Consider the following 25,236-nt stretch of genomic DNA (forward strand, 5'->3'; position numbering starts at 1 on the left):
GGAGTGCAGTAAAGGCGTTAATCACTTCGTACATATTTTTCCAGTATCTGTTTTAATTTCTGAAGATCTTTTGTGACAGCTCTGGCATCGTTTTCAAAATCAACATCAGACATCTTAGGACGACGATACAAAGTAAATATCACTTCACTACCGTCGCCATTTTTAACCACTCTTAAAGGATTGTGATTCACTTTACCGGAAGGAAGAGTGACGTCATGATCGACCACGCCATACTTGTTTTTTTCGGCAAAGCGAACTTTTACTTTTCCCATCGGAGAATCAGCGATCCACTCATCTCCGGATTTTATCAGCTCTGCCTGGCTTAGGCCCGCCGCCCACCGAGGCATGTTTTCCGGAGTGGAAATAAACTGATATACTTCATTCACGTTTTTCCCAATTGAAATGCTGATTTGTTTTGCGGGGTAGGTCACGGCTATTCCTTTGCTGGGGCGAACCACGTTTTTAAACATTTTGATTTGCGACCATCCAAGTGAACTCGAAACAAGGATCAAAATGGAAATTTGTATCTTCAGTTTTTTACACATGGCCACCTCGAAACTCTATTTCATCATCCTCACCCTGTATTTCAAGATTACAGCGATGGTTTTTGATATAAGTCATTTCGAGGTTGCATTTTTGACTTCGCGACTAGATCGGGAAGGATTTTCCGTCAACCTTAGTGATCTTCAAACTATCCAGATCAACGTCTTCCAAACAGCGGACGTTGATGGCAACCATTTTTGCGCCATTCGGAGCCGTTCCGTGAGCAAATGGCGTCACACCACATTCACCACAAAAAGTATGATGAATTTGTTTTTTTCCAAATTGATAATCAACCAGTTCTTCAGCTCCGGAAAGCATCTTGAAGTTTTCAACTGGGACAAATGCCAGCAAGGTGCCTTTTCTTCTGCACATTGAACAATTGCAGCTGATAACTTCCTGGAAGCTGCCAGTTGCTTCGTATTTGACTTCGCCGCAGTGGCAGCTACCGATTTGCTTTTCCATTTAGAAATCCGCAATCACGACGAAATAGGGATCAAGCTTTGTATCTTTGTGATTGTATTTGGAATAATCATAGCTTTTGTAGCTAAGCTGAAATGCCAAAGGGATTTTCGTTGGAACTTTATAACCAAAATCCAATTGGAATCCGGAACCTTCTTTATAATCGCCGTAAGTCGAAGAAACGAAGTAAGTTGCTAAAAGGTATCCGCCGCTTTCTTTGCGGGTCATTAAACCACCGCTAACGCCGTAAGAAGTACGATTCACAGTCGTCGAATCAGATGCCTGCGCGTCATTTTGGTAAAGTCCACCTAGAACCCAAGGGGAACCTTGGAATTTGTAGTATAGAGCCACATCGTACAACGTGCGCGTGGATTTGCTTTCCGCTCCGGAATCTTCAGAGGAAGAGCTCATATACAAAAGCCCCAACTTACCCATACCGTCCGCCAACGCAAGACCGCTATTAAAGATCACACACAAGAACACCAAAGTTTTTAAAGAACGCGTAATAGTTTTCATGCCTAAATACTGACAAGTCTCTGCTCGATGGACAATAGGAAAATGATTAGATAGCATTTTTAAACATGCAAAAGCTATTAATCATCCAACATCAGCAAACGGTTCCTCCGGGCTCCACACTTGAGTGGGCTCAAAAGAATCATATTCAGGTTGAATACTGGCATCCCGCGGAGGGAAATCCCGCTCCGGATTTTAAACCGTATCTGGGTGTGGTGATCTGTGGTGGAACGGCTAACGCATTTGAAGAAGACAAGTTCCCTTGGTTACAAGCGGAAAAAGCATTCCTTAAAAACCTGGTGCAAAATGATCAGAAAGTTTTTGGACTGTGCTTAGGAGCGCAGCTGCTGGCTGAAGTTTTAGGGGAAAAAGTCTTTGTTCACTCCGCGGGCTGGGAATCGGGATTTGTTCCGGTAAAAATGTCGGGCGGTGAAACGTTGCAGGTGTTTCAATCTCATCTATGCACATTCGACCTACCAAAAGGTGCGGAGCTTTTTGCCACCAATGAATTTTGTAAGAATCAGGGTTATCGCGTTGGCCAGAATATCGTGGCTACTCAATTTCATCCGGAAGCCACAGATGAATGGATTAAATACTGCTCCGAAAAGGACCTCTCGGCGCGCACCGGGAATGTGCAAACCAAGACCGAGATGCTTAACTCCCTTCCATTAAGAAAAGCTCTGCAGGAGTGGTACTTTAAGCAGCTCGATGCTTTATTTCTTTAATCGCACTTGTGGTTATCGTCGTAGAAAAACCAGTGGAACTGTGAACCACCGAAGCCAGGGATATGCAGAGCTTTGTCGTCTGCACAATCCTTACGGCGATAGGCTTCATTGATAATCAATAGATCCTGAAACGAAGGAAGATATCCGTTCTTTTTATAGAATTCAGCTTCCTTGGCATAAATATTCTTTTCTAATGCACTTGCGACAGCTTCGAACTGCACGTTCGTTTTGATGCTTTCAACTGGCATGTATTTCGGAAGAGTGTTTTTCGCAATTCCGAACTGACGAACCATTTTTGCAAGGTAAGCTTTACCGGCATGTTTTGGCTCCCAGTGGAAATTGTAACCTTTAGTGATCATCCAGCCATAAACGCTTTGTAAAACGGCGTCTTGCATGCGCACCTGACGAAGAAGCGGCATATGTCTAAACTCTGCGACGAAATCAAAACGTGGATCAACCTCAACATCATACGGGGCAAACAAAGAAGTCTTCGTCACGCCCAGCGAACGAGGATATGCATTGCCTTTGAATTTACTGACAGTGCTGCGGAATTTGGGAATGATCAACTGACCATTGGAGGCCTTATCGTAAGCCATTCTGACAACTTCAGAACAAAACATCGTTGAATAGTCGTCGTCATTCATCGAGAAGTCATACTTAATGCCTTGGCCATTATCCAAGGCACTCTGGGCATAATCATAAATATAACGAGAAGCCTTTTTTGCGAGTGCTTGATCTGGATGACGGAACAAAGCCACGCGGGCATCTGCAGACTGGCGCCATTTCTCCAGCGGAGTCACAATCGTTCCATACTGAATAAGCGCTTCCACCACATATTTCTTGCCAGCTTTATCCTCACCCACAACAGCAAGATGCGAAAAGTTTCCTTCTTCGTCTGCGATACGAGCGATCATCGCTGAGACATAGGATTTTCCGCGAATGATCATGACGTCACCCGCCTGCAATTCGAAGCCTTCAAATTTTGGATTGGTCCAAGTACTTGGTTTTTGACTTGTCAGTATTGGTGCTGCCTTAAAGTTATAAACTTTCTGCGCGTACAACCAGTCTAAGAGATACTCTTCAGCAAAACGTGCGTATTGAAATCCTTCACGTGCTTTCGTTGCGCAGTCTTTGCTAAGTTCAGAGCGAGTATCAAATTCCTGAAGTTTTTCATGTAAAGAAACGCGGATCTGGAAAATCGTATCTAAGACTTCAGGGCCATACTTGCGAAGGCTTTCTTGTTCAGTAGAAGATTTCGGAACGAAGTGATCCGCTGGCAGATAGTAAAGATAGTCGGTCACGTTATTTACGAATGTCACACAAGTTTGCGGATTAAAAACTTGCGAGTTGTTGAGATCAGCCAAAACCTTTTGGCTCCCCGTGATCAATTCACCCGTGCTGGCGGGATTACGATAGGATTGTGATTCCATTGGTTTGGTTGAGCTGCTGGTACAAGCCGAGATCAATCCCATCACTGCTGCCGTTGCAATCGTGACCAATTTATTCATGTAAAATCCTCCGAAGTGATTAATATTATTCGGCAATCGGAGGACTGAAGATTACTCGACCTGGGTCTTGGTTTTGGGCCAGATCAAAATGTTAACGCATCAAATCAAGAGCCGAATATCACCCGGATATTCCTAAACCACGTCCTTGATTTCCCTGGGGGCAATTGTTATGTTAGCTCCTCTTCAGATCGTTCCCGATGGACAGGTGGCCGAGTGGCTGAAGGCGCACGCCTGGAACGCGTGTGTAGGTCAAAAGCCTACCGAGAGTTCGAATCTCTCCCTGTCCGCCATTTTTGCGCAGCAAAAATCCTCTAATTTCCAATTTCTAATTTCTCAGCGGCGCCGTTAGGCCAGCTAGTTATTCTCGTGCGCAAAAATGGCTAGAAATTGGAAATTTGAAATTGGAAGTGGGACGGGTTGCGGACTTTCCTTCTGTTGAGCTTGGTAAAGCCCTACATTCCGCGGCTTCGTTTTTTGCATCTTTTTGTTTTCATGAAATTCTCTTTTGAAAATTTGGATGTTTATCAGCGGGCTGTTGCGTTCAATTTAGCTGTCGATGATTTGTTGAGTCGTGAGGGTGTTAGTCGCACCTTAGCTGATCAGTTTAGTCGTGCGGCTCTTTCGATTCCACTTAATATTGCCGAGGGAAATGGTCGTTGGCACAAGGGAGATAAGCGGCAGTTTTTTTGGATTGCGCGTGGTTCGGTGTTTGAATGCATTCCGATTTTGGAAGTTATGTTTGTGAAGAATATTATTTCTTCTCAAGAAAGGGAATGGACTCGTGCTGAGCTGGAGGTTATGGGCAAGATGTTAACGAAGCTTGCCCAAGCGCACTCAGATAATAAATCGCCTAATGTTTCTCTTTCTCCAAATATCTCTTAATCGGATCCCAATTGTACTTGCGCCAACTGAGCTCGATTGCGGGGATCATTTCTTTCGGCACTCCTCTATGAATCAAAACCAGCTCTGTTCCGTTCTTTGAAATAGGCTTTAGGTTTAACGTTGCCATCGAGAATATGCCCTCAGGGAAACTGTGACCCTGCCACGCTTGGACGATTCTTTTGTTGCGAACGAGTTCGACGATTATTCCTGTTGCCTGGCCGCCATCTACCGAAAAGGGGGCTCCCGCTGATTTGCCGATCTTTGCCTTCTTACCGGTTACGGCCGCGTACTTTTTCGAGTTGGTGAGCAAGCTGTAGATGACTTCGGGAGGGGCCTTGAAATGAACTTTTTGTTTTATTGTTTTACACATCTTAGTCCTCCTCGCTCGACGTTCGGTGAATCCATTTTAAAAAATGAACACATTATTTCCCCGCTTCGTTCGTTCACAAACCATCAATAACCCAACAAGTGCTACAGAGTGATCCTTGGTAACATTGAGACCACTGACTAGTTTTTCCTTCATCACCCTCGCAAACTAAAAATTTTGTTTAGTGAGAGAGGAATTATGCGCAAGATGAATTCTGCTTCAACGCCAAACAAAAAAAGGAAGGCAACATGATGAACACAAAGACGACGATGAAAATGAAAACATACCAATATGGTCCTTACACTTTTAAATCATACTTTAAAGCTGTAGGTAACGGTTGGGAAGTTGGTTTTAAACAAGGTAATCGCACTTACTGGGTGGGTAACTTCGTTCACAAAACAGAAGCGACACAATGGTGGAGCATGTTCAACAAAGAGATCATGGCTTTCTCTAAAAAATTCAACTTCTCTGAAACTATGCCGTTTGCATGGTACTGCAACTTCCTATCTAACCACATGTACACTTGCTACTACACTTGGTTGGATAAAATGTTTAACAAGCACGAAACAAACTTCAAAAAAGCGTACACCAAAGATTTCAACCGCTATATGAAGATGAAAAAATCAAACACTTGGACGACAAAAGAAACTGGCTGGTACTTGAAAGCTATCTAGCTATAACGAAAGCTTCCTGGAGAAATCCGGGAAGCTTTTTCTCTTCAGACCAATAACGACAATCCTTAGGTTTTCTTCGATTGCCATCGCACTCCTCCCGTTATAGAAAACCCTATGTCGTCATGGAAATTCTATCACAATCCGAATTGCAGCAAGAGTCGAGAAGCTTTGGCATTCTTGGAATCCGAAGCCGTAGCTGTTCAAATTGTTGATTACATTCAGAAGCCTCTCCGCAAGGAGGAAATTCAAGAAATGATCTCGCAACTTGAAGGTCCTCTGTCTATGCTGGTAAGAACAAAAGATGCTGACTTCACAGCAGCACCCTTTGATGTGAATTCACCGGAAGAGATAGCAACACGACTCTCTGAGCGTCCTCATTTGATGGAGCGCCCGATTCTTTGGGGCAACGGCAAGGCCACCATTGGCAGACCTTTAGACAACATCAAAGCCTTACTTAAGAAATAAATTATGGATCAAACTAGTTTTAAAATTCTCTCGTTTACTGGAAAGATTCATTTAATTAACACGGACCACGAGCTCCAATCCGTAGCCAAAGCAATTGAGTCCGCGACAGAACTTGGGTTTGATACTGAAACCCGCCCCGCCTTTAAAAAAGGCGAGGTTCATCCCGTGGCTTTGTTACAGTTAGCGACGGAAACTGATGCCTACGTCATTCGCCTAAAGCACATCAGAAATTTTGATTTTATCAAAGATCTCTTTGAAAATCCGAATGTCATTAAAGCGGGCGTCGCCATCCGAGATGATATCAAAAATTTAAATAAGCGTTTCCAGTTCGCGCACCAGGGCTTCGTGGAACTGCAAACTTTGGCTAAGGCCAAAAACCTGCAGAATTTTGGCTTAAAAAGCATGTCTGAAGAAGTTCTGGGTGGAACCATCACCAAAGGCCCAAAAACGACAAATTGGGAAGCCGCCGAACTTACTAATAAACAAATCCTTTACGCTGCTACAGACGCGTGGATTGGTCTTAAACTTTATCAAAAGCTCTCTGCACTTTAAAAGAAAGCACGGTTATTAAATAATACATCTGGTATGGACATAAAGTTCTCCTCAGATATTTGCCTCATTCCGAGAACTGAGACCTCTCTAAGTTAAATCATTGCTCTGGTTTAACGGCCAAAGCTTCAGCTTATGCGAATAATTTTCGATAAGTTCATCGTGACGACAAAGCCCTTAAAACTACTTCATATCGATGATTCATCTATTCTACGAAAAACAGTCAGTCGTGGAATGGAGGAATTTAAAGACTCCTATGAACTTATTCAAGTCGGTTCAGTTGATGAGGCATTAGAGGTTCTTTATGCTGGAAAACAATTCGATGTGATTTTGACGGATTGGCTGATGCCGGGAAAAAGTGGATTCAATTTGTTGTGCATTCTAAAATCGAATCCTGCTTATCACAGACTGCCCATCTTTTTCTTAACCTCAGAGTATGAAAACTCAAGCTTGGTAACGGCAGTTACATACGGTGCCGCGGGCCTTTTGAAAAAACCAACAACGGGTCCGGAAATTCACGCTTATCTGCAAAAACGAATGTCTGTGATTCAAGAATCCAAGACTCCAAAAGCAGATTCGTTCACGGCTGAAGCCAAAGAACATCTGACTGAACTCCAGCAGTTCTTGCCACTCAAGAATTCATTGGATCTTTCCGGCTGCCTTCAAACCGTTCAGGAGTTAGGTGTTAAAGCTAGAACGGCAATCTGGCCATTACTGGCGGAGTATTCGCAAAAGATCGAAGATACGATTGGTGTAGCATTGAATAAAGATCAGCGAATGCTGACGCCCTTGTCAGAAATTATCAAAGAATACGCCTCTTTTATTGACCAGTCAGTCAGCCTCATTGAAAGTGGAAAGCCCCACCCACTGTTGCCAGAGCATCTCGATAATGATCTTAAAAATTATCTTATGAGTTTAGATGCGATATTGATTCCCTGGGAAGTTATCACGGAGCTACATAACCATCTGACTCCCGAAGGACAAGCGCTTTTAGATAAATATTTGAACTCCAAAAAATCAGGCTAAAAACTTTTTCACAAGATCTAAAACGACACCTTGCTGCTCCCGGTGTGGGACATGACCGCAGTCTTTCAGCAAATGCATTTCGCTTTCACCACCGGTAAGTTCACTTATCATTTCTGGAAATTTATGGGAGCCGTATTCGTCGCGATCCCCGTGAATTGCCATCACTGGACACTTCACCATGGGCAAATCATTTCTTAAACTCCAGGAGGCAAAGTCACTAGAGAGCCACACATCTATCCACGCGTTTAAAACCCACTCCGTTTTATCACTGTGATAGTGGCGAAGTCGCTCAATCAATTTAGGATCTTTGAAATCTAGAGCTGCTTTAGAAATTCCAGCGACAGTGATGTTTTCAACAAACGCTTGAGTAGATTCGGTAATCACCGCACTCACATTGTTTGAATGTCTTGCTGCACAGGCGATAGCCATAGCACCGCCCACACTGTGACCAAATAAAATACATTTGGAAATGTCGAAGGCTTTAAGCATATAAGGAAGAAAATTTGCCTCTTCTTCTATGAAATGAATGGAAGGCAAATGGGTTCTTTTGTCAGAGCGGCCAAAGCCGAGCCGATCATAAGCAATCACTGGACGCTTTAAGGTATCGCAAAGAGCTGGGGGAAAGTCTTTCCACAAATCTACACATCCCAAAGAATCGTGAAACAAAATAATGGGTTCTAGGCCACCAACAACGGCAGGCGCCCATAATTTCGCATACAATCTTCCACCGGGGACTTCCACATACATTTCCATATGGACACTCTAGCATAAATCACATGACTTAGAATCTATTCAGGCAGAAAATTCTATCCATATGAACTTGATAAAGAGTCTTGGCATTGAAAAACCTTTCATCTTAGCACCGATGGCGGGCGGCCCCTCAACTCCTCAGCTAGTTGCCGCCGCATCCAATGCCGGAATTCTAGGATCACTGGGGTGTGCTTACGAAACTCCCGAACAAATCAATGAAACCATTCGCCAGACGAAAGAGCTTACGGCAAAGCCTTTCGCGGTAAACTTATTTGCACCTCAGGCGGATCCGACCCTCTCAAAGAATCAGATTGAATCTGCAATTGCGGCACTTGCACCTTATAGAAAAGAGCTGGATTTAAATTCCCCGCCCTCTCTTAATCCCCCTTTCTCTCAAGATTTTGACAAGCAATTTGAAGTCGTTCTGAAGGCAGCCCCTGCCGGCTTTAGTTTCACTTTTGGCCTCATCTCTAAAGAATATATTAAAGCCTGCAAGTCTCAAAAGATCCTAACCATGGGAACTGCGACCACTCTTGAGGAAGCTCAATTGCTTCAAGAGTTGGAAGTAGATGCGATTGTCGCTCAAGGTGTTGAGGCCGGAGGGCATCGAGGCCTTTTTTCGACCGAAACACCGGATCCACTGATTGGAATGTTGGATCTTACAAAGTCGATCGTAAAAAGCGTTAAAGTTCCGGTGATCGCAGCTGGTGGAATCATGGATGGTCAAGGTATCCGCGCAGCCCTCTCGGCGGGTGCACAGTTGGTGCAACTGGGAACAGCATTTCTTTTATGCGACGAAGCTGGCACTTCCGCTCCGTATAGACATGCTCTTTCAAACTCACCACCCGAAGCAACCAGGTTAACTCGCGCATTCTCAGGCCGCATCGCCCGCGGTATTGAAAATCGGTTCATGAGGGAGATGGAAAACAAGACAGAAAGCATTCTGCCATTTCCAGCTCAGAATAATTTCACCAGAGATATCAGAAATAAATCGGCTCAAATGGGAAAATCGGATTTTCTTTCATTGTGGGCAGGAACTCATTTTTCCAAAATCAGAAAAATGCCTGCCAAAGAACTGATTGAAGTCCTTTGGCAGGAGTATTTATCCAACTAAGGATTCTTTGATTTCAACGGCAGGGTACTCTTCGAGATACGATTCGCCATTGGCACCGCAGTAATTCACCTGACGGCGAGGAAAGTCGACTTCATATTTCACAACGCCAGCTTTCCATGCGGAGTCCAGAAACTCTGGAAAAGTACTATTGCCAGCTTGATCCGTGCGCAGTGCTTTGATTAAAGCATCTTTGTCGAATTTAGGAACAGGATGAGTGCCGGTCACAAGCGGAGTTCCCTGCTGAACGACGCCGCCATCTTTCATCAGATAAATGGACTGGCAGGAAGGCAATGACCAAATATTCTTCAGGATACCCGCTTGTCTAAGCGCCTCTGCAAGATAGGGAAATCCAGCAACTTTAGGACGAACAGACATGGCACGTTTTTGTGCTTGAGTTAGTGTTTCAATATTTTTATCAGTGTTCGTCATCGGCTTCTCCCATCTTCTTTAATACCATTTCAATCGTTTCTAGACTGTAGCAATTAAAAACTCTTCCCCAGGGGAAGGTTCTAGTCCGTCCGTGCGGCCCTTAAAGTATTTTTCAATAACTTCTTCTCGCGAAACATGTTTGGCAGTTTTGAACCCGGCTTCCAACGCCAGCGCCACGGCCTCCGGCGGTTTGAAAAAGCTAATGAACGGAGTGCCAGCGGCTTTCGCAGCAGCATAAACTCTTTCGTGTAACGGGCGTTCTTCAGCAGGCAACATTTCTAATGGCAGCATAAACGTCATCGCAAATGTTGTTCCTGGCGCCATCTTAGAAATTTCCGTTATTGTGGCTTTGTTCGTTTCGCGAGTCAGATACATAGAAACACCGGTTGATGCGATCACCGCTGGCTTTAGATCACTAAAACCATGCAGTGAAAGTTTTTTTCGCCACGATTCCCCTGACTCAAAGTTGACGGGAACTAAAATCAAATTTTCAGCGATGCCGAATCCGGTTTCTTCCAGACGCTTGCGTTTCCAGGCTTGAGTATCAGGCTGATCGATTTCAAAAACTTTCACCCTAGATGCTAAATCAGGACGTCGTTGCGCAAACGTGTCGACACCGGCACCCAAGATGACATATTGATCGACACCTTCCTGAATATTATCTTCAAGAATATCTTCGAACAAACGAGCACGGCCAACAATCGAAGCACGATAGCCACGCGTTCCCATGGGATGCATATCACCACGATTCTTCCAACCATCCTCGGGAGAAATTAACTGCAACCCCACCGTATCCTCAAAAACAGGAGGAGCCGAATCAAGTTCCACATGCAGCGCTCTCCAAAGAGCAACTCGAACAGCCGTATGATCAGGGATTACTTTCGTTAGCGACATGCCTATAAAATAAAAAAGCTGCGGTCGTTTGGCAACCGCAGCTTCGGGGTGGTCTGGACAGACTCTTAACGGAATAGACGATAGCCAAAGGTCTGTTCCGCCAGGATATTCAGATATCTGGCAGCTACAGCTTGTGGATACTCCCCGTTGGAGTTGTATTTTCCTTGGAACTCAACAATCAATTGATAGCGTTGTTCCACGTCCATCATTTTTACTTCAACCTTCAAAGCATTTTCCGCAACCATGAAAGCGTAAGCACTCATGCTTTTGCTGGTTTCTTTGAAAAACTCACCGTCTTTAGCCGTGACGTAGTTTTTATAGTGCTTGATACCTTCATTATCGGCATCACGGAATGACAAATTCGCCGCGCCGATTTCTTTACGATATTGGTCCGGAGCATAGTCACGAACTCGAGTCGTCAACTTCTCATACAGACCGCGTGCACGAGCATCCGCCGGCATGGATTGAAGTTTCTTGGAGAAATCAGTCGCGATCTTGATCAAAGTATCACTTGGGAATTTACGACAAGGCAGTTCATTTTGAATTGCGATCATCATCACGTCGTTACCTGCTTGAAGCAAATCACGATACGCTGGCTCTGATACACCACCAACACGGACGTTGTTATACTGATCAGCAAAGAAGTTAATCAAAGTGATCAAGTAATTAAGTGTCGTATAGGATCCACCAGATTTAATTGTCGAAACAAAGTCACGAACTTGTTCCTTCAACTGATTTCCTGCGAATTTCTCCTGAACCGATCCTGGGGCTGCACCCTCGGCACGTCCTACCCACAATTGCACAGGATCCAATTTATCTTTTAATAATGAATCAATGCTACGTTTGCATGAGAACTCAGGTACACGGTTTGCCAACGCCAAACGAGGAGCTTCCTTCGTCGAATAAGCAATGATATCGACTGATGATTCCCCACCCATGGCTTCTGCTAAAATCTCAACTGCGACAATATTGGTCTGAACATTCAAAATTTCTGAACTGACAGCGGCAGAACCGTCGTCAATATTAATTCCTGTCAGCAAACGCAACGGCACGCGGTCATTTTTATCCGTCACCAAGCTTGCTGAGTAAATTTTTGAACGACCTAATTTTGATTTCAGCTCGATGCGAACCAATGGGATCGCTTTCACCAGCTCAAGTCTGTAAACTTCACCGCCAGTTTGTCTGGTGACGGAATCAACTTTTCCCACGCCAGAGTACTGATTTTCAGTTGGCGGTTGAGTCGGTTGTGTTGGCGGAGCTGGTGGTTTAGGCAATTGTCCATTGCCTTTATCTGGCTTAGCTTTTTCTGAAACTTTCCCCGGAGATCCTGGGTTAGTTTGTGCCGTCGCATAGTTAATCGGAGCCGCGCTGGCCATTTGAGCGCTGGCTAGAAATAAAAGTAACATCTTACCGTAATGCATTTGAAACCCCTTTTCATCCTTCAGTTTGATTTTAATTTATGTCCCAGTATTGACTGCTTTCCTCTCCGACAAAGAGCGGGGAAAGATACGTCTTGATCGACGCATTCTGACCATAGATATCGTCGACGAATCGCACGACTCCATCTGAGCTCATCATTGAAGTAAGGTAGGCAGTGTACACTGGCGTTTGCTTAGCTTTTGGAACCGGAATCTCTGTCGACTTACTTAGCACCTCTCCCGGGCGAGCCACCATCGACTCGATCGTCTTACGATCCCAGGCTGTGTCTTCCAGTAAGTACTCTGCTAAATCAAACGGCTTTTCCAAGCGCATGCAGCCGCTGCTAAGCTGGCGCATGGGCACGTCGAAAAGTTCCCTTTGATTCGTGTCATGTAGATAGATCAAGAAGCCATTTGTTAAATCAAACTTCACCACTCCCAAGGCATTCCCCAAGTGAGGCAGCTGACGAATACTGATGTCATAATTTATACGACCCTGACTTAAAGCCATCCAGTCTATCGATGTCGGATCAATACGACGCTTCCAATCTCCGGACCACACTTCATAGTGATGGGAATCAAAGTATTCACGGATCTGCGCCTTAGTTAAAACCTTCAGATCGTTAACTTTATCTTCGCTGAAGATCGTCGGTGGTACTGTCCAGTAAGGGTTTAAAATGACCTTAACAATCAGATCTCGCATCGTTGGAGATTTTCTGGAAGGACGACCATTGACCGTTCTGAAACTCATCACGCGTTGATAGTCGGGATTGGAGGTATCCATCAATATAAAGTACGACATCGCAAGATTCACAAAGATGTAGCGATCTTCAAAATATTGAGGAAACCAGCGCATCTTTTCCATATCAACTTGCAACTGACGTACACGCTCCTGACAAGGAACACTTAGGAATTGCCACACTTTACCCTTAGGAGAGATTTCCCCATCAGGTTTGATACGCAAATTCCATTGAATATCCGTGATAGCGTTCAATAGATCGCCGTCAAAGACTTCATCAGTGTTACTCATTTTATAACCCAGAATCGACAGACGCTTTTTGATTTGGGCGATCGCCGGATTTCTTGAATACAATCTTAAAGACGTATTCACGGGAGCAATTTCCGCCCAACTGCCATCCGCGCATGAAGGATAGATTTTCACAAAGCCCTGACGGACAGATTGATAAGGGGCATTCTGCGGTGCCACTTCATCAACCAAGCTCTCGGCATCGTTGCCCGTTGCAAGAACGATCGCTCGCAACTGTTTCGCGCTTAGAAAGTCCTTTTTAACGAACTTGATATCATAACCGACATATTGTGGATTAACACTGCCAGCATAGAGATGATTCAGCATTCTTAAGAAAGCTTGGTTCGCCGCCGAACGAACGTTTGCACCTTTTGAATACTTGGACTCCAGACTGTCAGTCCAATAAAGTTTAGGATTTAGGCCGTGCTTCCAGCTTTTTTTAATCGCTGATCGCATATCTCCAATCGAAATATTTGAAATGACCGTATCATAGTCAAGAGGCTCAGCCGGCCTTGGCTTAGCACTCGTTTGCATTTGTGCCCACGCGAGTGTGGGTAACAGTAGCAACGCGACTACAATTCGATTCGCAAAACGAACGACTTCCATGTTGTTTTCCCCTCAGTGAAGGACCCCAGACTAGGCGTCTCCATTTTGGAAGGGAAAATATTTTGAGTTTACGTGCAAAATCACATTCGATCTTCGTCTGGGAAACAGGCAGCTGACAAACCTGTGTAGAAAGTCACCTTGGTGAGGACACAACTTCTGCGCGATAATTTTTATGAAGACTAGGAGGCCTCATGGATAACACAACGAACTCCATTCCTGAAATCAAGAAGCTTGGAGATTTGATCCAAGATATTAAAATTGCGATGTTGGTGACTGTTACGGGCGGTAACAGTTTGCATAGTGCACCCTTGATGACCCAGGAAGTGGATTTTGATGGCAGTCTCTGGTTTATCATCTCTAAAAATTCGCAGAAGGCTTCTGACCTTCACAATGAAAATCGGGTGAATGTTATCTACTCCGGACACAATAAATACGTCTCTGTGACAGGCGTTGCAGAACTGGTTGATAATCATCCGGAAAAAGTACGCGAGCTCTGGTCCAAAGCTTACGAAGTGTGGTTTCCGCAAGGGCCTAATGATCCGAATATCCAGCTTTTAAGAATTGATATTGAGAAAGCTGAGTACTGGGAAGGACACTCAAATCCGGTTGCCAAAATTATAAATTTCGTGAAACTGGCCACAGGTACTCAACACATCAAAATGGGCAATCACGGAGAATTGAACTTACGACACTAACTCAGGACAATACTGATGCTAAGCGGTTCTTGTGCGAAACACGCACAAGTTTCCGCTATCATATTGCATGGGCTGCGACCAATTTTCGCGAGCAGCCACATCTAATAGCCATTTTCTCGCATTTCCCTTGGTTACGATCACGATAGATTTTCTGTGACTGATCTCGATCAATTGATCCAATACGTGCTTATAGGTCTCTTCGCTAAATGGATCATAGAGGTAGTAAACTTCTGCTTCTGGAATCGAAAATTCTTCTAACGACAGATCCTGAATTTTGAATTGTACGTGTTCGTGGATTTGAAATCGTTCCGCCGTTTTTGCAGAGATGTGTACGCGGTGCGGAACATATTCGTAGCCGACGAAATCAATATCCGGCCGTAAAAGACCCACCACTAATCCCACTCTGCCATAACCAGAACCCAAATCGACAAATCTTGAAGATTCAGCAAGCTGCAAGTGATTGAGCGCCGTCAAAACGGTGGAGTATCCGGACTGCACGCCCACCCCAGCCCCTTCGTACAAACGCTCTCCTCCATCGATTGTTTCGATTTTCATGCCGGCATCAGCGTCGTAATTAAGTTCAAAAACTTCGTCCAAGCGGTCAAAGGTTCTATAGAGCGAAATCCCCGTCGGCTGCCAGCTTTCTTCTTCTGCAAACAGAGATGACATTTGAAACAATGAAGAATGGGAAAACTCGCGCTGCTCCGGAGCTGGGCGAGTCCGGATATAATCAATCACCGCAACTTCTAAAAGATGCAGATGCTCTTTTAATTCTTTAAAGCCCTTAAGTTCAATTTCCTCCAGATAAGACCGGAAAAAGCTGAGGCGCACGAGCTCTTTTCTAAAAAGGAATTCCAAGAAGATCGGAAAAACCGGAGCCGCTCCATGCTGTTTGCGATAGAGCCAATGAGATTCAGTGATAAATGAAATGCTCGTTTGAGTGAAGGCCGAAAGCACATAGATTTCTGCCAGATGCTGGGTATTCAGCACGTGGAGATCAGAAAAAAAAGAAGGACCTCTTTTTAAGAGGTCCCCAAAGGCCTTTTGAGCTTGGGTCATCTCAAAAGGCTAACAGTGATATATGTCTTCAGCAAGAAGACATATTTTTAATTACAATCCACCGTTTTCTTCAGTTCTGGCTTCACAACGTGCAGTTTGAGTTTGGCGGCCACTTGCGCTTGTGAAAATATACTCACTGCAAATATCGTTTGCGTCGCATTCTTGAAGTAAAGAACCGTCTTTCGCCAAAAGCAATATGCGATCTTGGCTACATTGTTTGCCTACATTGCGTGGAATCTCGTCAAATTTTGGACCAGATCCAGAGTTAGCAAATGCAGAAGTAGAAACCAGCATAAGAGCAGCGATCATCATTTTCATAAAAACCTCTTTCAGGGGAAAATTGAAGGACCGGGGAGAAATACTCCCGCAGACTCGTTTTCGCAAGGTAACAGCGGCAAATGGAACGCTTATTTGGCAAAGTTCCTTGTTCGTCAAAAGATTAGACAGGAAAAAAGGGAACTTTTTACTCGAAAATCTTCTCGCGAATGGCCCAGAAGCTCTTTTGCTTACGAGCTATGACAAACATTGGAGAACGAAATTGTCCCTGCATTTTGATCGCCTCATCTGCGGACTTGATAAAGATTCTCTTCCCCGGGACTCGTTGGTGCATGCGGGTGAAGTTAAAATAAAATGCCCGGCTATCAGAGGCTGAATTCAGATAGAAATATTCAGTTAGAGCCTTGGCATCGACATCGTAATATTTGACCTCTAAGCGCTCGTTGCCCTTTTTATCATATCCTTTGGAATACGTGACCGAATCTACGCGAAGTACGTGGGCATCTTTTAAAGCCATCGCCTCCTTAAGCTTTTTATCATTATCGACTAAAACCGCCTGGCAGCCCTCACAGCTTCGGGCCGCAATATCATTTTCATGTCCACAGTCAGTGCATCGTTTAAAGCGAAAACGAAAGCCACAGGCTTCGATCTCGCCACTGACGGGATCTTGGAATGCCCCCTTGCAACGACGGCCAAAGTGCTCTTCGACTTCGCCTTCCTGATTTTTGATACCCCAGAAATTGTTAACAGTTCCGCACTCGGGACAGGGAACCTCTACCATTACTGAGCCTGACGTTAGCTTATCTTCATCAATTTCTGGAGCGAAAAGATCATGATTCTGACCTGTATAATCCAGCACCAGACAGTCCGTTTTACCAGGGCTTAGACGCAACCCACGGCCAATAATCTGCTGGTATAGACTGACAGATTCTGTGGGCCTTAAAACGGCGATAACATCCACATGGGGAGCATCAAATCCCGTCGTTAAGACTGAAACATTAACCAGATATTTAAGCTTTCGAGCTTTGAAGGCTTCGATAATTTCGTCACGCTCTTGAATTTCCGTATCCCCTACCACCAAGGCCGACACATAAGGAGGCAGACTTTTCATAATTTCCACGGCGTGATTCACAGAGCTCGTAAAGATCATAACTCCATGACGTTCCACAGACATATCCACGATGTTTTTAATAATCAAAGGCGTGATGCGCTTTTGATCTTTCAGTAAAGCTTCAATCTGTGCCGTGACGTAACTAGTGCCGTGCAATTTCAAACTGGAAAAATCATAACAGGCGACAGGAGAATCAATTTTCAAAGGCGCCGTCAGATACTTATTCTTAATCATGTACCCGATTGAAAGTTCATAGATGCATTTTTTAAAGAAGCGATCTTCCGTCGTTTGCTGCAACTTTTTCGTCGCATGATACTGATAAATCCAACCAAGCCCCATACGATAAGGTGTCGCCGTTAAACCCAGAACGCAGATCTCGGGATTTTGCTTTTGCAACTTAGACACAACTTGAAAGTACTGAGTCTCACCTTCCATCGAAACACGGTGGCACTCGTCGATAACCACCAAGGAAAAATTCTGGAAGAACTCTTCTTCTGCACGAGCGATGGACTGAATACTTCCAAAAATAACCTTCTGCGAAGAATCTTTGCGATCCAATCCTGCAGAGAAAATCCCTGCCTCGAGACCAAAGGAAATATATTTTGCGTGATTCTGTTCGACGAGTTCTTTGACGTGAGCCATGACCAACACGCGACCTCGCGCTAGGCGCGCAAGCTCGGCAATAACCAAGCTTTTACCCGCACCCGTTGGCAGCACAATCACCGCTGGTGATTTTTCTTTACGAAAGTGCTGAAGGGTCGCTTGGACCGCTTCTTGTTGATACGGGCGCAGCTGATACATAACAGCGATTATCTACGCTTTTTAAAAGGATTTACAGAAGATTTTCCAGATCCTTTTTTCGACGGCGGTGCGCCTTTACCAGCAGACTTTTTAGATGCCGGCTTCGTATCCGAGTTCTTAGCAAATTTCTTAGAGCGATCAATGAACTTAAAGGAAGGATCCAGTTTTTCCTCTTTAGCGCCCTGTAAATAGACCTTCACTTTGTTATACATACGGTGATCTGAAGGCGTCACGAAAGTGATCGCCTCTCCATTGCGACCAGCACGCGCCGTACGCCCGATGCGGTGAAGGAAGTCTTCAGCCTGGAACGGCAAATCAAAATTTACCACGTGATCAACGTGAGGCACGTCTAAGCCGCGCGCCAAAAGATCCGTGGCCACCATGATACGAATTTCCCCTTCGCGGAAAGCACGTACCACCCGGTTACGTTGACCTTGCGATAGTCCTCCGTGGATCAAATCCGTATCAAAGCCATAAGATTTCAGATACTCCCCAACATTTTCACAACTTTCCTGACTGCCCGTAAAGACAATCACTCCACCACGAGTCGCATTCAACTCATCAAGTAAGCGATCGTTTTTCATCGTGCGATCCAGGAACAAAACTTTTTGCTTTAAGCTTTCCACCGGGGCTTCAGCCTGTTCTGAGCGAATCATCACGGCTTTAGGATGCAAGAAAAGCTGTGCGATCATATCCACGTTATGACCAAAGCTTGCAGAGAACATCAAGGTTTGGCGATTTCCACGCAAAGTTGCTTGAATATTCTTAAGTTGCGGAGCAAAGCCCATATCCAGCATACGATCGGCTTCGTCGATTACAACGTACTCCACGTCTTTCAAAAGAAGCTTATTCGTCTGCAAGTGATCATTCATGCGACCCGGAGTTGCGATAATAATTTTAGGATTTTTCTTAAGCTGATTCGCTTGCTTGGAACCCGTTGTTCCGCCAATAGCTAAGCAAACTGAAACCGGCATTTCTTTGCAAAGATCCAGGAACACTTTGTAGATTTGTTGTGCCATCTCACGGCTGGGCGCCAGGATCAGCGCACGTGAATTCGGTTTATTTGCAAGACCTGTCAGCACGGACAGAGCATACGCTAAAGTCTTACCACTTCCCGTTTGTGCAATTCCAATCAGGTCAGAACCGTTCATCACCACAGGAATCGCCTGAGACTGAATCGGTGTGGGTTTTTTAATGGACATTTTCTCGAGTGCGGTAAAAAGCACCGGAGAGAGATTCATGTCTTGGAAAGAGTTCTGACGAAGAGAGGACGTTTGGAATTTCATAGACCCGAAGGTCTATCACAAGAGACCCCGATCTGCACCGAGGCCTCTGCTTTTATAAAAAATACTAGCGAAGAGAAGACAAAGCCGCGTCGTAGTTCGGCTCGTGAGCTATCTCAGAAACCTGTTCTGCGTGCAAAACCTTGTTATCTTCTGACAAAGTGATCACCACTCGGGAAAGAAGACCCTTCAGAGGAGAATCAGTGATATCCAAGCCCCAGTCTTTACCGAAGGTGCTGCGGAAAGCAGAAAGAGTTTCCGTGTTTTTGATGCCTTCAATTCCGCAAAAACGCGTTTGCGCAAATGGGAGATCCATAGAGATATTCAACACCACTGTGTTTGCCAATTTAGCGGCGTCCTGATTGAAGTGACGTACTGAAGTTGCGCAAGTTGCCGTATCGATGCTTGGGAAGATGTTAAGAACTTTCTTTTTCCCAGCAAAGTCTGCAAGACTCACTTCTGATAAATCGTTACGAACTAGTTTAAAATCCTTAGCTACAGAGCCCTTAGCAGGAATCTGACCGGAAGTTTGCACAGGGTTGCCTTTAAGTGTGATGGATGCCATGGAATACTCCTTTGATCCTCTTGGTTTACTTGTTTCCGGAAGGCCCGTCACGTCTTGACTTCAAGGGCCGTGAGATCCTAGTCTGCGCTGAAGTATGAAGAAGATATTTACCATCCTAGGCCTGGTTGCTGTCATCATCACCTTTTGCATGATATATTTGGTGCGCAAAGGAGTCAGCCTGCGTTCGGAGCCCTTAATCCGCCCGACCGTTATCAGTGCAGACCAACGCAATATTGCGAGCCACACGGTTTTACGTATCTTCCCTGATCTTCAGTCGAATCATTACCTCATTTGGGGCGTATTACCTGAAACTCCCGACACCCAATTGCTGATGACCCATTTCATGGAGGAGTATTTCAAAAAGCTGCAAATTCCGGTTCATATCATTCAAAACGGACTGGAAGCGTCAGCAGAGGAAATCAAAAACTGCAAAAAGCCCTGCTGGATTAAAATGCCCCATGACCAAGCCAACGCCTTGGGCACCAACGATTTTATCGCCAACAAAATCGAGCCCACCCAAAAAGCCTATCTTACGATGACCGTTATGCCCTTTAACGGTGACGAAGTGGTACCCGAGTTTTGTGATCAGCAAAAACGCTTAACCCTAGAATGTGTGACCCCTGTTTCGGTTCGCGAGATTCACAGAAAGATGAAAGATCCCAAGCAGTTGTATTTTTTCCTACGAAAGTACAACGACCGTGATTTCTTTCTATTCGTACAAAAGGAACTACCAAAAAACCGCCTTTAAGGTATAAGTGGCCCATGTCATTTGAGCAACGCATCCCCACGATTTTGGATTTAGGTTTCCGCAAAGAAGCTGTTGATCAGCTAAAAAGCTATATCGACCTTCTGTGGAGTTCCAACGAGGAACTAAACCTTATCAGCCGCAAAATGACATTTGATGAACTACTGGATAACCACGTCATCGATTGCTTGTTACCGCTTAAATACTTCCCAAAAAATATAAAGATCGCCGCTGATTTTGGATCCGGCGGTGGCCTTCCGGGTGTGATCTATGCGATTCAATTCCCGGAAGTTCAATTTCACCTTTATGAAAAAAGCGTTCTTAAACAGAACTTTTTGAACAGCTGCAAAAAAATTGCGCCGAATCTTCATGTGCACGGGGAAATCCCGAAAGATCTTGGCTCTGTCGACGTGGTTACAGCCCGTGGTTTTAAACCTGTAGATGTGATCTTGGACGTCAGCCGCACTTATTACGCAAAAAGAGGAAAGTACTTCCTTCTTAAAGCACGCAAAGAAAAGATCGATGAAGAGCTTTTGTTAGCTCGTAAAAAATTTAAAGATTTAGCTGTGACTATTGAACCGCTGAAGTCCCCAGTGCTGGACGTCGAGCGCCACCTGGTTTTAATTTAAGATTCTCATAGCAGCAGTCACCATTTTTTCCAAAATAGATGACCTTACTTCCCGAAAGATGAATTGTATAACTGACGACACCACAATTCATGAGTGTTGAAACGAACTCTTTGAAACTTAAACGATCCATTTGGTTATCCAAAATCGCCTGACGAACTCCGCCATCGTCAAATTTTTCAGCGATGTCAGATTTTAACTCCAGCGTATCGGAATAAACTTCGCCGTCATCAGCGACAAAAATCAATCGCCCTTCCAGCAAGTCCACACGGCAATAATCGACAAGGGTTTGTTCCAGCGATGCAATAAACTCAGAAAAATTCAAAGCGGCTGTGGGAGAAATAAAGTCTGTTTCCTGTTGCTTTTGAGATTCCATCGATACCCTCCACAACACTCATTTTCAGAATTTACACTCGGTACAACAAGGCCTTTGTCAAAATCACATGGCCGGCAATTCCTCCCCCTACACAGACTGGCATCACTAAGAAATAAGGGATGTGATACAAAAGTAAAAGCCGAGGTTCAATCTGCCAGGCGAAGGGCAAGGGTGAAGACATCACTCCGACGTAAACAGCGTTTACTGCGAGAGCTATTCCCACAATATTGAACATCCAGGCGAGCCACTTGTGATTATTCGCAAATGGCGCCACGGCCAGCGCCAGTATTCCCGCTATCACATCATAGTTATACCCCGTCCAAGTCATGGTAGTTGGCATAGTTCCTTGTTCCGCCCATTGATGCAGAATTATTTCCAGGGGCAGACGGAATCCGTGGAACAGTACTAAAGCAGATAATGAAAGTCCTAAAGCCAGCCGGTTTCCATATTTGGAAAGAGCAAGTCCAATCGACAACACCAGCACGACAATAAAATAGGCCAGAGCCACGGGATAAGGGCGAAACTGAAAAATCTTGGTGTACGTCAGAAAGGTACCAACTGCGAGCCACGATAAAGTGAGTATCGTAACTTTGATAACTTCACGGTTTACTGAAAACTCCAAGCGCTCACTGGCAACACCGACAGCTCCGATGAACATGATACAAACGCCAATAACCACCGCCATAAATAGCAGAACAGATAAACCGCCAGCCGGTGAGAAGACCATTTAAGACCTCCGTTAAAGTTAATTGACGTTCAAAACAATTTTTCCGGTATGGGCACTGGATTCCATCAGTTCATGTGCCTCACGCGCTTGTTCTAATTTAAACTCTTTAAAAATAACGGGCTTTAATCGACCTTTATTTAATAATGGCCAGACATGGTCTTCCAGACTTTTTGCGATACGGGCTTTTTCCTCCACAGAGCGTGGGCGTAAAGTGGAACCCGTGATCACAAGTCTTTTTGCCATCATTTTCCGTAAATCAAATGTCGCTGTGGCCCCTTGCAAAGTTGCGATTTGCACTAAACGCCCCAAGGGCGCCAGACACTCGATATTGCGAGGGAAATACTCTCCTCCCACCATATCCAAAATCACATCTACACCTTTACCAGCGGTGGCTTCTTTCACGATGGTGACAAAGTCTTCCTTTTTATATTGAATAACTTTTTCGGCACCTAAATCCTGACAGGGTTTTATGGCTGATTCTTTTCCGACTGTCGTAAAAACCCGGGCACCCATTTGATGAGCCAACTGGATCGCCGTCGTGCCGATACCACCCGATCCACCATGCACCAGGATGGTCTCACCTTTTTTCAGCTGACCACTTTCGAATACATTGGTCCACACGGTGAAAAATGTTTCCGGTAACGCAGCCGCGTGGGTGAAATCTAAATCATAGGGAATCGGAAGACATTGACCCGCGGGAGCCACGACATACTCCGCATAGCCGCCACCTGAAACCAAGGCGCAAACGGGATCCCCTTTGCTCCAGCGGGTTACCTGGCCGCCCACTTCCACGATTTCTCCGGAAACTTCCAGGCCCAAAAGATCAGAAGCTCCTGGTGGAGGTGGGTACGTACCCTGGCGCTGGGCACAGTCAGGTCGATTTACTCCCGCAGCTTTCACTTGAATTAAAACCTCGTTAGCAGCGGGCTTAGGAACCGCGCGCTCGGCAAGTACCAATACTTCAGGACCGCCGGGGCGGGTGATCTCAATAACCTTCATCATACACCTCAGCTATCACCATAAATAAACACAGAGTGATAGTAAAGACCCGCGCCATCCTAACAAATGGGGATTTGTCAGGTGAGGGATATTCATTAAGAATCGTGCAAATAAGACAAAGCCTATTGCCTTTTTTGTCGAGGTGCCTAATATCGGGCTCATGAACAAGGACTTATTAATCGCATTTGCTTTGGGTATTTTGGTGGGCTGGGGAGTTTTCAAATTCACCACTCCAAATCCTACATCCGCAGGAGTTGAAGCAACCCAGGTTGCTGCCGAAGACAGCGCAGCTCCGATGCAAAACGAAGAGACCCCAGGCGGCGACATACCTCCACCTCCTGAAACTTCAGAAATGAATGCGGCGGCTGTGCCAAGTGGTACCCCGATGGCTCCCCCTCCTTCAACAACTGGCGAAGTGGTTCATCGCAATATCAATTTGGAATTAACGGAAGATGCGGTCGATATGCTTGAACAAAGCATTACAGATCTGCATCAATCAGTGACTGTGGAAAGAGATAACGAAGGATTTATTCTTCACTTTGATAATCCGGATAATTATTTTGCCAGCATTGGTTTAGCAAACAACGATCGCATTCCATTCACTCAGTTTGAGGAAATGCGACAAAATCCTGAGACGCAGGAACTTGCCAGCCGAATCGAAACATTGCTTTCAAATTTAGAAAAATAAAAAAGGGCTCCGAGAAGAGCCCTTTTACTTTTAAAACTTCAAACCGCTTACTTGAAATGCTTTTTAAAGCCTTGCCAGCACGATTGATAGTCTGCCTGCAAGAAATCTTTCCCCATCGCAAAATCAGTCACCCGATACGGAGAGCGTGATTCAAACATGAACGCCATTGTCGCCGTTAAGCGAATTGGTTTAAGTTCCGCATTGCTGGCTTTTTCAAAAGCATCCACGTCAGGCCCGTGGGCCGAGTAGAAATTGTGAAGACTGCCACCACCTGGAACAAAGCCGCCGGCCGTTTTTGCATCATACTCACCATAAATCAAACCCATGTATTCACTCATGCAGTTGCGATGGAAATACGGAGGACGGAATGTGTTTTCTGCCACCATCCAGCGAGGAGGAAAAATCGCAAAATCCACGTTCGCAGTTCCTGGAATCTCGCTGGGAGAAGTCAGAACTGTGAAAATAGAAGGATCTGGATGATCGTAGCTAACAGTATTGATGACGTTAAATTTTCTTAGATCGTATTTATAAGAAACGTAGTTTCCATGCCATGCCACCACATCAAGCGGTGAATGTGTCATCTCTGCCGACCACAACTGACCTGAAAATTTTCCGACCAACTCAAATTGGCCTTCTAAATCTTCAAATGCTGCTTTCGGTGTCAGAAAGTGACGACGGTGCGCCAATCCGTTTGCGCCGATCGGACCCAGCTCGGGTAACTGAAAAGGGCTGCCAAAATTTTCGCCGATATAACCGGTACACTTTGCGGCACCCAGTGGATTCACTTGGAATTTCATTCCGCGAGGAACAACTGCGATCTCACCAGGCTCAGCATCAATCACGCCCACTTCAGTTTTAATTTGAACGGATCCTGACTGCGGAACAAACAAGAAATCCCCATCCGCATTCATAAAGTAGCGTTTACCCATCGGTTTATTGAAAGAATACAAATGAACTTCAATACCACGATGATCTTCGGCCCCACCTGCTCCACACACCGTGCGAATGCCTTCAACGAAATCCGCGTCACCTGATGAGGCTAATGGATTCCAGCGCATCTGATTTGGATTGATGTGTTGGGGCTTGGTAAAAGTTTTTGCCGTGAGTTCTTTCATCGGCACAAAAGCTTTGTGCATAACAGAGGGACGGATACGATAGAGCCAGGAATACAGGTTGTGATTTCTTGGCGCTGTGAATGCCGAACCACTTAATTGTTCAGCATAAAGTCCAATCGCAACTTTTTGTGGAGAGTTTTGATCCACAGGCAAAGCACCGGGACGAGCCTCTGAAGAAAAATGATTTCCGAATCCTGACAAATATTGATTTTCCATAGGTC

Annotated in this window: 30 protein-coding genes and 1 tRNA gene; 12 read left to right on the forward strand and 19 right to left on the reverse strand. The window is 45.0% G+C overall.

Features of this window, described 5'->3' with window-relative positions; all coding sequences use genetic code 11:
* Positions 1 to 17 precede the first annotated feature (17 nt).
* The 3 genes from ACLSU7_RS10415 to ACLSU7_RS10425 all read right to left on the reverse strand — a co-directional run bounded on the left by ACLSU7_RS10415 (position 18) and on the right by ACLSU7_RS10425 (position 1,518).
* A complete protein-coding gene (locus ACLSU7_RS10415; RefSeq protein ID WP_413291820.1) occupies positions 18 to 545 on the reverse strand; it encodes an SRPBCC family protein in 528 nt (175 codons plus the stop codon).
* Positions 546 to 648: 103 nt separating this feature from the next.
* Complete coding sequence (locus ACLSU7_RS10420) at positions 649 to 1,005, reverse strand: GFA family protein (protein WP_413291822.1); 357 nt, start codon at positions 1,003 to 1,005, stop codon at positions 649 to 651.
* Positions 1,006 to 1,518, reverse strand: coding sequence for a hypothetical protein (locus ACLSU7_RS10425; RefSeq protein WP_413291823.1), 513 nt, complete (start codon positions 1,516 to 1,518; stop codon positions 1,006 to 1,008). It abuts the gene before it with no gap.
* 65 nt (positions 1,519 to 1,583) lie between these two features.
* Here ACLSU7_RS10425 and ACLSU7_RS10430 point away from each other — a divergent pair, with 65 nt between their 5' ends.
* Positions 1,584 to 2,240: a type 1 glutamine amidotransferase gene (locus tag ACLSU7_RS10430; protein ID WP_413291824.1), complete on the forward strand. Its 657-nt coding sequence runs from the start codon at positions 1,584 to 1,586 to the stop codon at positions 2,238 to 2,240.
* Here ACLSU7_RS10430 and ACLSU7_RS10435 read toward each other — a convergent pair.
* Positions 2,237 to 3,748: a YiiX/YebB-like N1pC/P60 family cysteine hydrolase gene (locus ACLSU7_RS10435; protein WP_413291825.1), complete on the reverse strand. Its 1,512-nt coding sequence runs from the start codon at positions 3,746 to 3,748 to the stop codon at positions 2,237 to 2,239. The genes ACLSU7_RS10430 and ACLSU7_RS10435 overlap by 4 nt on opposite strands.
* Before the next feature lie 199 nt (positions 3,749 to 3,947).
* On the opposite strand from ACLSU7_RS10435, the gene ACLSU7_RS10440 reads away from it, so the two are divergent.
* Positions 3,948 to 4,038, forward strand: a tRNA-Ser gene (locus ACLSU7_RS10440).
* Positions 4,039 to 4,240: 202 nt separating this feature from the next.
* The gene (locus tag ACLSU7_RS10445; protein WP_413291827.1) at positions 4,241 to 4,630 is read left to right on the forward strand and encodes a four helix bundle protein; all 390 of its coding nucleotides are present in this window, start codon (positions 4,241 to 4,243) and stop codon (positions 4,628 to 4,630) included.
* On the opposite strand, the gene ACLSU7_RS10450 is transcribed toward ACLSU7_RS10445, so the two are convergent.
* Complete coding sequence (locus tag ACLSU7_RS10450; RefSeq protein WP_413291829.1) at positions 4,599 to 5,000, reverse strand: SRPBCC domain-containing protein; 402 nt, start codon at positions 4,998 to 5,000, stop codon at positions 4,599 to 4,601. The two genes, ACLSU7_RS10445 and ACLSU7_RS10450, sit on opposite strands and share 32 nt — an antisense overlap.
* A 245-nt stretch (positions 5,001 to 5,245) precedes the next feature.
* Between ACLSU7_RS10450 and ACLSU7_RS10455 the strand changes: the two genes are divergently transcribed.
* The 4 genes from ACLSU7_RS10455 (at position 5,246) to ACLSU7_RS10470 (ending at position 7,711) form a co-directional block, all read left to right on the forward strand.
* Positions 5,246 to 5,671, forward strand: coding sequence for a hypothetical protein (locus tag ACLSU7_RS10455; protein ID WP_413291830.1), 426 nt, complete (start codon positions 5,246 to 5,248; stop codon positions 5,669 to 5,671).
* Between the two features lie 114 nt (positions 5,672 to 5,785).
* Positions 5,786 to 6,136: an ArsC/Spx/MgsR family protein gene (locus ACLSU7_RS10460; RefSeq protein WP_413291831.1), complete on the forward strand. Its 351-nt coding sequence runs from the start codon at positions 5,786 to 5,788 to the stop codon at positions 6,134 to 6,136.
* 3 nt (positions 6,137 to 6,139) lie between these two features.
* The gene (locus ACLSU7_RS10465) at positions 6,140 to 6,688 is read left to right on the forward strand and encodes a 3'-5' exonuclease (protein ID WP_413291832.1); all 549 of its coding nucleotides are present in this window, start codon (positions 6,140 to 6,142) and stop codon (positions 6,686 to 6,688) included.
* A gap of 132 nt (positions 6,689 to 6,820) precedes the next feature.
* Entirely contained in the window at positions 6,821 to 7,711 is an 891-nt protein-coding gene (locus ACLSU7_RS10470) for a response regulator (RefSeq protein WP_413291833.1), read from the forward strand.
* Here ACLSU7_RS10470 and ACLSU7_RS10475 read toward each other — a convergent pair.
* A complete protein-coding gene (locus ACLSU7_RS10475) occupies positions 7,703 to 8,464 on the reverse strand; it encodes an alpha/beta fold hydrolase (protein WP_413291835.1) in 762 nt (253 codons plus the stop codon). The two genes, ACLSU7_RS10470 and ACLSU7_RS10475, sit on opposite strands and share 9 nt — an antisense overlap.
* Positions 8,465 to 8,525: 61 nt before the next feature.
* On the opposite strand from ACLSU7_RS10475, the gene ACLSU7_RS10480 reads away from it, so the two are divergent.
* Positions 8,526 to 9,575 carry an NAD(P)H-dependent flavin oxidoreductase gene (locus ACLSU7_RS10480; RefSeq protein ID WP_413291836.1) on the forward strand — a complete coding sequence of 350 codons (1,050 nt, stop codon included), beginning with the start codon at positions 8,526 to 8,528 and terminating at the stop codon, positions 9,573 to 9,575.
* Here the strand turns inward: ACLSU7_RS10480 and ACLSU7_RS10485 are convergent.
* The 4 genes from ACLSU7_RS10485 to ACLSU7_RS10500 form a co-directional block, all read right to left on the reverse strand.
* Positions 9,564 to 10,004, reverse strand: a complete 441-nt coding sequence (locus ACLSU7_RS10485; RefSeq protein ID WP_413291837.1) for a DUF1398 domain-containing protein — start codon at positions 10,002 to 10,004, stop codon at positions 9,564 to 9,566. The two genes, ACLSU7_RS10480 and ACLSU7_RS10485, sit on opposite strands and share 12 nt — an antisense overlap.
* A gap of 39 nt (positions 10,005 to 10,043) precedes the next feature.
* Entirely contained in the window at positions 10,044 to 10,898 is an 855-nt protein-coding gene (locus tag ACLSU7_RS10490; RefSeq protein ID WP_413291838.1) for a class I SAM-dependent methyltransferase, read from the reverse strand.
* Positions 10,899 to 10,963: 65 nt separating this feature from the next.
* Positions 10,964 to 12,319, reverse strand: a complete 1,356-nt coding sequence (locus ACLSU7_RS10495) for a beta-sandwich domain-containing protein (protein ID WP_413291839.1) — start codon at positions 12,317 to 12,319, stop codon at positions 10,964 to 10,966.
* 31 nt (positions 12,320 to 12,350) lie between these two features.
* Entirely contained in the window at positions 12,351 to 13,799 is a 1,449-nt protein-coding gene (locus ACLSU7_RS10500) for a L,D-transpeptidase family protein (protein WP_413291840.1), read from the reverse strand.
* A 341-nt stretch (positions 13,800 to 14,140) separates the two neighbouring features.
* Between ACLSU7_RS10500 and ACLSU7_RS10505 the strand changes: the two genes are divergently transcribed.
* Positions 14,141 to 14,644, forward strand: a complete 504-nt coding sequence (locus ACLSU7_RS10505; protein ID WP_413291841.1) for a pyridoxamine 5'-phosphate oxidase family protein — start codon at positions 14,141 to 14,143, stop codon at positions 14,642 to 14,644.
* 18 nt (positions 14,645 to 14,662) lie between these two features.
* On the opposite strand, the gene ACLSU7_RS10510 is transcribed toward ACLSU7_RS10505, so the two are convergent.
* From ACLSU7_RS10510 to tpx, 5 genes are all read right to left on the reverse strand, one after another.
* Positions 14,663 to 15,634 (reverse strand): SAM-dependent methyltransferase, encoded by a 972-nt coding sequence (locus ACLSU7_RS10510; protein ID WP_413291842.1) that lies wholly within the window; start codon positions 15,632 to 15,634, stop codon positions 14,663 to 14,665.
* A 120-nt stretch (positions 15,635 to 15,754) separates the two neighbouring features.
* Positions 15,755 to 16,021: a hypothetical protein gene (locus ACLSU7_RS10515; RefSeq protein WP_413291843.1), complete on the reverse strand. Its 267-nt coding sequence runs from the start codon at positions 16,019 to 16,021 to the stop codon at positions 15,755 to 15,757.
* A 145-nt stretch (positions 16,022 to 16,166) separates the two neighbouring features.
* Positions 16,167 to 17,891, reverse strand: coding sequence for a DEAD/DEAH box helicase family protein (locus tag ACLSU7_RS10520; protein ID WP_413291844.1), 1,725 nt, complete (start codon positions 17,889 to 17,891; stop codon positions 16,167 to 16,169).
* A gap of 8 nt (positions 17,892 to 17,899) precedes the next feature.
* Positions 17,900 to 19,177 (reverse strand): DEAD/DEAH box helicase, encoded by a 1,278-nt coding sequence (locus ACLSU7_RS10525; RefSeq protein WP_413291845.1) that lies wholly within the window; start codon positions 19,175 to 19,177, stop codon positions 17,900 to 17,902.
* Positions 19,178 to 19,241: 64 nt separating this feature from the next.
* Complete coding sequence (gene tpx, locus ACLSU7_RS10530; RefSeq protein ID WP_413291846.1) at positions 19,242 to 19,739, reverse strand: thiol peroxidase; 498 nt, start codon at positions 19,737 to 19,739, stop codon at positions 19,242 to 19,244.
* A 94-nt stretch (positions 19,740 to 19,833) separates the two neighbouring features.
* Between tpx and ACLSU7_RS10535 the strand changes: the two genes are divergently transcribed.
* Both ACLSU7_RS10535 and ACLSU7_RS10540 read left to right on the forward strand, forming a co-directional pair.
* The gene (locus ACLSU7_RS10535; protein ID WP_413291847.1) at positions 19,834 to 20,487 is read left to right on the forward strand and encodes a hypothetical protein; all 654 of its coding nucleotides are present in this window, start codon (positions 19,834 to 19,836) and stop codon (positions 20,485 to 20,487) included.
* A gap of 14 nt (positions 20,488 to 20,501) precedes the next feature.
* Positions 20,502 to 21,113: a 16S rRNA (guanine(527)-N(7))-methyltransferase RsmG gene (locus tag ACLSU7_RS10540; protein WP_413291848.1), complete on the forward strand. Its 612-nt coding sequence runs from the start codon at positions 20,502 to 20,504 to the stop codon at positions 21,111 to 21,113.
* On the opposite strand, the gene ACLSU7_RS10545 is transcribed toward ACLSU7_RS10540, so the two are convergent.
* The 3 genes from ACLSU7_RS10545 to ACLSU7_RS10555 are packed head-to-tail and all read right to left on the reverse strand — an operon-like array spanning position 21,055 to position 23,212.
* A complete protein-coding gene (locus ACLSU7_RS10545) occupies positions 21,055 to 21,486 on the reverse strand; it encodes a DUF1398 family protein (RefSeq protein ID WP_413291849.1) in 432 nt (143 codons plus the stop codon). The genes ACLSU7_RS10540 and ACLSU7_RS10545 overlap by 59 nt on opposite strands.
* A 31-nt stretch (positions 21,487 to 21,517) precedes the next feature.
* Entirely contained in the window at positions 21,518 to 22,213 is a 696-nt protein-coding gene (locus ACLSU7_RS10550) for a hypothetical protein (protein WP_413291850.1), read from the reverse strand.
* A gap of 18 nt (positions 22,214 to 22,231) precedes the next feature.
* The gene (locus ACLSU7_RS10555) at positions 22,232 to 23,212 is read right to left on the reverse strand and encodes an NAD(P)H-quinone oxidoreductase (RefSeq protein ID WP_413295404.1); all 981 of its coding nucleotides are present in this window, start codon (positions 23,210 to 23,212) and stop codon (positions 22,232 to 22,234) included.
* A 160-nt stretch (positions 23,213 to 23,372) separates the two neighbouring features.
* On the opposite strand from ACLSU7_RS10555, the gene ACLSU7_RS10560 reads away from it, so the two are divergent.
* Positions 23,373 to 23,900: a hypothetical protein gene (locus ACLSU7_RS10560; protein WP_413291851.1), complete on the forward strand. Its 528-nt coding sequence runs from the start codon at positions 23,373 to 23,375 to the stop codon at positions 23,898 to 23,900.
* Positions 23,901 to 23,947: 47 nt separating this feature from the next.
* Here the strand turns inward: ACLSU7_RS10560 and hmgA are convergent, their stop codons facing one another.
* Positions 23,948 to 25,231, reverse strand: a complete 1,284-nt coding sequence (gene hmgA / locus ACLSU7_RS10565; RefSeq protein WP_413291852.1) for a homogentisate 1,2-dioxygenase — start codon at positions 25,229 to 25,231, stop codon at positions 23,948 to 23,950.
* Positions 25,232 to 25,236 lie beyond the last annotated feature (5 nt).

The sequence above is a fragment of the Bdellovibrio sp. HCB185ZH genome, from assembly GCF_047302455.1.
Classification (GTDB): Bacteria; Bdellovibrionota; Bdellovibrionia; order Bdellovibrionales; family Bdellovibrionaceae; genus Bdellovibrio.

Excerpts from the sequence above, each read along its gene's own strand:
- ACLSU7_RS10435 (WP_413291825.1), bottom strand. The coding sequence starts at position 3,748 with ATGAATAAATTGGTCACGATTGCAACGGCAGCAGTGATGGGATTGATC.
- hmgA (WP_413291852.1), bottom strand. The coding sequence starts at position 25,231 with ATGGAAAATCAATATTTGTCAGGATTCGGAAATCATTTTTCTTCAGAG.
- ACLSU7_RS10480 (WP_413291836.1), top strand. The coding sequence starts at position 8,526 with ATGAACTTGATAAAGAGTCTTGGCATTGAAAAACCTTTCATCTTAGCA.
- ACLSU7_RS10445 (WP_413291827.1), top strand. The coding sequence starts at position 4,241 with ATGAAATTCTCTTTTGAAAATTTGGATGTTTATCAGCGGGCTGTTGCG.
- ACLSU7_RS10525 (WP_413291845.1), bottom strand. The coding sequence starts at position 19,177 with ATGAAATTCCAAACGTCCTCTCTTCGTCAGAACTCTTTCCAAGACATG.
- ACLSU7_RS10540 (WP_413291848.1), top strand. The coding sequence starts at position 20,502 with ATGTCATTTGAGCAACGCATCCCCACGATTTTGGATTTAGGTTTCCGC.
- ACLSU7_RS10475 (WP_413291835.1), bottom strand. The coding sequence starts at position 8,464 with ATGGAAATGTATGTGGAAGTCCCCGGTGGAAGATTGTATGCGAAATTA.
- ACLSU7_RS10425 (WP_413291823.1), bottom strand. The coding sequence starts at position 1,518 with ATGAAAACTATTACGCGTTCTTTAAAAACTTTGGTGTTCTTGTGTGTG.
- ACLSU7_RS10555 (WP_413295404.1), bottom strand. The coding sequence starts at position 23,212 with ATGAAGGTTATTGAGATCACCCGCCCCGGCGGTCCTGAAGTATTGGTA.
- ACLSU7_RS10520 (WP_413291844.1), bottom strand. The coding sequence starts at position 17,891 with ATGTATCAGCTGCGCCCGTATCAACAAGAAGCGGTCCAAGCGACCCTT.
- ACLSU7_RS10455 (WP_413291830.1), top strand. The coding sequence starts at position 5,246 with ATGATGAACACAAAGACGACGATGAAAATGAAAACATACCAATATGGT.
- ACLSU7_RS10485 (WP_413291837.1), bottom strand. The coding sequence starts at position 10,004 with ATGACGAACACTGATAAAAATATTGAAACACTAACTCAAGCACAAAAA.
- ACLSU7_RS10460 (WP_413291831.1), top strand. The coding sequence starts at position 5,786 with ATGTCGTCATGGAAATTCTATCACAATCCGAATTGCAGCAAGAGTCGA.
- ACLSU7_RS10550 (WP_413291850.1), bottom strand. The coding sequence starts at position 22,213 with ATGGTCTTCTCACCGGCTGGCGGTTTATCTGTTCTGCTATTTATGGCG.
- ACLSU7_RS10450 (WP_413291829.1), bottom strand. The coding sequence starts at position 5,000 with ATGTGTAAAACAATAAAACAAAAAGTTCATTTCAAGGCCCCTCCCGAA.
- ACLSU7_RS10470 (WP_413291833.1), top strand. The coding sequence starts at position 6,821 with ATGCGAATAATTTTCGATAAGTTCATCGTGACGACAAAGCCCTTAAAA.
- ACLSU7_RS10505 (WP_413291841.1), top strand. The coding sequence starts at position 14,141 with ATGGATAACACAACGAACTCCATTCCTGAAATCAAGAAGCTTGGAGAT.
- ACLSU7_RS10465 (WP_413291832.1), top strand. The coding sequence starts at position 6,140 with ATGGATCAAACTAGTTTTAAAATTCTCTCGTTTACTGGAAAGATTCAT.
- ACLSU7_RS10515 (WP_413291843.1), bottom strand. The coding sequence starts at position 16,021 with ATGAAAATGATGATCGCTGCTCTTATGCTGGTTTCTACTTCTGCATTT.
- ACLSU7_RS10415 (WP_413291820.1), bottom strand. The coding sequence starts at position 545 with ATGTGTAAAAAACTGAAGATACAAATTTCCATTTTGATCCTTGTTTCG.
- ACLSU7_RS10495 (WP_413291839.1), bottom strand. The coding sequence starts at position 12,319 with ATGCATTACGGTAAGATGTTACTTTTATTTCTAGCCAGCGCTCAAATG.
- ACLSU7_RS10490 (WP_413291838.1), bottom strand. The coding sequence starts at position 10,898 with ATGTCGCTAACGAAAGTAATCCCTGATCATACGGCTGTTCGAGTTGCT.
- tpx (WP_413291846.1), bottom strand. The coding sequence starts at position 19,739 with ATGGCATCCATCACACTTAAAGGCAACCCTGTGCAAACTTCCGGTCAG.
- ACLSU7_RS10500 (WP_413291840.1), bottom strand. The coding sequence starts at position 13,799 with ATGCGATCAGCGATTAAAAAAAGCTGGAAGCACGGCCTAAATCCTAAA.
- ACLSU7_RS10560 (WP_413291851.1), top strand. The coding sequence starts at position 23,373 with ATGAACAAGGACTTATTAATCGCATTTGCTTTGGGTATTTTGGTGGGC.
- ACLSU7_RS10430 (WP_413291824.1), top strand. The coding sequence starts at position 1,584 with ATGCAAAAGCTATTAATCATCCAACATCAGCAAACGGTTCCTCCGGGC.
- ACLSU7_RS10545 (WP_413291849.1), bottom strand. The coding sequence starts at position 21,486 with ATGGAATCTCAAAAGCAACAGGAAACAGACTTTATTTCTCCCACAGCC.
- ACLSU7_RS10535 (WP_413291847.1), top strand. The coding sequence starts at position 19,834 with ATGAAGAAGATATTTACCATCCTAGGCCTGGTTGCTGTCATCATCACC.
- ACLSU7_RS10420 (WP_413291822.1), bottom strand. The coding sequence starts at position 1,005 with ATGGAAAAGCAAATCGGTAGCTGCCACTGCGGCGAAGTCAAATACGAA.